The organism is Streptomyces torulosus (genome assembly GCF_001419765.1).
Classification (GTDB): Bacteria; Actinomycetota; Actinomycetes; order Streptomycetales; family Streptomycetaceae; genus Streptomyces; species Streptomyces torulosus.
On the sequence record NZ_LIRK01000798.1, the window covers coordinates 1 to 2890 of the forward strand.

General features: G+C 69.9%; 2 protein-coding genes and 1 pseudogene. 1 reads left to right on the forward strand and 2 read right to left on the reverse strand.

Annotated features, from left to right (window positions below; all coding sequences use genetic code 11):
• Window positions 1-200, forward strand: a pseudogene (locus tag AOK23_RS52160) (hypothetical protein); the annotation flags it as partial.
• Between the two features lie 468 nt (window positions 201-668).
• Here AOK23_RS52160 and AOK23_RS40105 read toward each other — a convergent pair.
• Window positions 669-1322 (reverse strand): hypothetical protein, encoded by a 654-nt coding sequence (locus AOK23_RS40105; RefSeq protein WP_055717352.1) that lies wholly within the window; start codon window positions 1320-1322, stop codon window positions 669-671.
• Between the two features lie 176 nt (window positions 1323-1498).
• Complete coding sequence (locus AOK23_RS40110) at window positions 1499-2203, reverse strand: hypothetical protein (protein ID WP_240496781.1); 705 nt, start codon at window positions 2201-2203, stop codon at window positions 1499-1501.
• Window positions 2204-2890 lie beyond the last annotated feature (687 nt).

Here is a 2890-nt window from a genome sequence, read left to right on the forward strand (position 1 = left end):
GGGTACCGGTGCCCCTTGTACGACAGCGACACGGCCCCCACGAACAGCCACCTCCAGCGCGATCAACCAGAAGATCATCCCACCGGTCAGCCAACGTGACAGCGCCTACGAACGCTCTGCCGAAGTCTGCGCAGCCGGGTGCGGCGAAGGCCATGCAGGAGATCTACAACGCCGAGGGCCGAGACCACGCCGAGCGGGCGAATCCTCGAGAGATGACACCCCCAAATGGTCCGGGAGAGACATCCCTGGCGGGGCGTGAACCGCGCGGTATCCGCCCCTCACACTGGATGACCGCCGTTGCTGTCGAGGGGCTGGTCGCATCGATGCCCGGGCGCCGTCAAGTCCCTGGCGGATGCGCGCTGCCCGGCCAGCCGTCTGGCTGACCAGTTCGGTCCGGACCTTGCCGAGTTGGTGGCTGCTGCCCCCACCGCCCGCACGGTCCGAGCCTGCCGGCTCCCGCCGTTGTCCGGCCAGCAGCAAGCGAGCCGGGAGCCGCAGGGCACGGCCGGTCGGCCTGCCGTCGACCCGTCCTTGGGAGAAGCTACCGGCGGCACAAAGAGAGCCCCGGCCGGTGAGGCCGGGACTCTCGGTTGATGCCGATCGCGCAGTAGACCGCCCGGCGTCCTGACAGGGGCCACAGCGGCCGGCACGGCTGTGCCGCGGCGGTGTCACGCGCTGGCTGGTGCGGGCTGATCCTCGGCCTGCGGCGGTGCTGCCTGCTCCGGCACCGCAGAAGCGGTGTAGAAGACGGACGAGCCCTGCTTGCTGCGCTGCGCCTGGCTTTTGGCCACCAGCCCTTCAAGGGTGGTGCGCACCACGGTCGTCTTGACGCTGCGGTCAGGATGAGCCTGGCCGAGGGCTGCGGCGATCTCCGCCGCCGAGCGCGGCTCGCTCTGCTCGGAGAGATGGCTACGGATCAGCTCGACCAGCGTCGGCTGCGCCGTCTTAGCGGATTCCGCCTTGCCGGCGCCCTTCTCGGCGGTCGGCTTCTCCGCCGCGCCACGACGGGGTGCGGGGGCGGCCTTCTTCGTCCGCGCCCGCTTGCCTGTACCGGAGCCGGCGGTCTTCTTCGTGGCGCGGGGAGCGGGCACCGTGGTGCTGTCCGACGGGGCCGCAGGCTCGGCAGCAGCCGGTGCTGCGCCGATCGCCTGCTGGATGCTGACCAGGACCGTGTGGTCACGCTCATGGGCTGCCAACTGTTCCTGCAGCGCGGCGATTTCTGCGCCGATCCGTTGTTGCTCCTTGGCGTTGCGTTCGAGGTCGGCACTCACTTGCGCGCTGTACTGCGATGTCAGTTCGGTGGCGGAAACGTTCTCGGACATGGGGCGCACAACCTTTCCCGGCTCAAGGCCGGAGTTGAAGGACCTGCCACACATGTGTGCTTTCCCGGGCCGTGCCTGCGGGGCGGCAGCGATATCCAGTGCACAGTGCCCTGCTGTAGAGATAGTACGGATAGCCGGAGCGGGCTGTTCTCCTGGAGCATGTTTGTGAATTGGTCTCAGCGATCTGGTGACGGGGTTCGCAGACGGGCAGGCCGAGGACGCGCGTGCTGCATGGGCAGTTGCCAGACCACTTCGTCGGTCTCCCGGTCGCGGTGCCAGGCTGCCAGTGTGCGCAGAGCCACCAGCCGGTCCAGGATCTCTCCTGTCTGGTGAGGGGAATGACCGCACAGCCGGGCGAGGACGTCCATGTCGGTGCCGTGGCTGCCATGGCCGGAGAGGTGTGCCGCCAGTACCAGGGCGGTGAGCCGCAGCACGGGTGGTGCGACGGCAGGCGGGACCAAGGGGGCGCAGTGAAGCGCCCAGTGAGCGGCGCGGCGGCGCGCGCTGCGGCCGGGTGCCTGGTCCAGGACTGTGGCATCGAGCAGGTGCACCGTCACCGGTGCCGACTTCAGGACCGGCATCTCCAGCCACCGGTCCTGGGCCAGTTCCTGCCACAGTTCCTGGCGTCCTTGCAGGCGCATGCCGCGCAGTAGGCCTGCCGGGAGCCGCACCTGGCCGCGGGCGTCGGTGCGCAGGGCGCACTGCAGGGCCAGCAGCCGGGCGGCGGGGGAGGTGAAGCGGGGGAGTGCCGATGCCAGGTAGGTGAGCATCTCCCGTACCCGCACCCGCTCGTCGCGTCCGGTGCCGGGGTTGTCGCGTACGGGAGCTGGCGGGCAGTCGTCCGGGCGAAGCCTGCGAGGACCGAGCAGCGTGTCCGGCACGACAGCGGTGTGGCTGGTCGCCGCCGCGCAGGCTGCGCAGGTGTCGGCCAGGCGCCAGGTGCGGCGCTGCGGTCACGGGTGAGGACGAGCAGCACCGGCCCGCCGCAGCCGCGGTGACGCGAATGCCAGGAGCAGCCGCGTTCCCGGCACTGGCAGGTGCGCAGATGACTCGGCAGCGTGTCGGCGCGGGCGTGGCAGGCCAGATGCGTCAGGGCGGCGGCACGCGCGGAGGACGCCTTGAGGGAAGGGGTGTGGGCGGTGCAGTGAGGGCAGACGAGACGTGGCCCACCTGCCCGCGGACGCAGTTCCACCGTCCAGATACCCCGCACTGCGCCATGCGCGCCGGCAAGCCTCATCGGCTGGTCTTCCTCCCATCCGTCCACGCGGCGGTGACCGGTACCAGGGCTGCTGAAGGCCCGGGACCGGACGCACGGTAGAGCAGATCCCCGCACCGCTGTGGCGTAGCTGACGCGTCTGCTTATTGATCTTGGTTGTGGCGTGGTGTTGCTCACCTGTATTGAGTGGTGGGTCTGTTCCGTGGGTGTGGTCTACGCGAAGCCGGGGGTCCGGCGCCGGTGGATACATGGGCTGAGCTGGGTGTTTGGTGTTGCGCAGTGTGCTGGGTGGGGCGGTGGTTTTTGCGCAGGGTGGTTGGCGCGTCTGTAGGTACGGGGCCTGGTCGGCCGG

Bases quoted from the DNA above. Each gene is read 5' to 3' on its own strand.
- AOK23_RS40105 (WP_055717352.1), bottom strand. From the start codon at position 1,322: ATGTCCGAGAACGTTTCCGCCACCGAACTGACATCGCAGTACAGCGCG.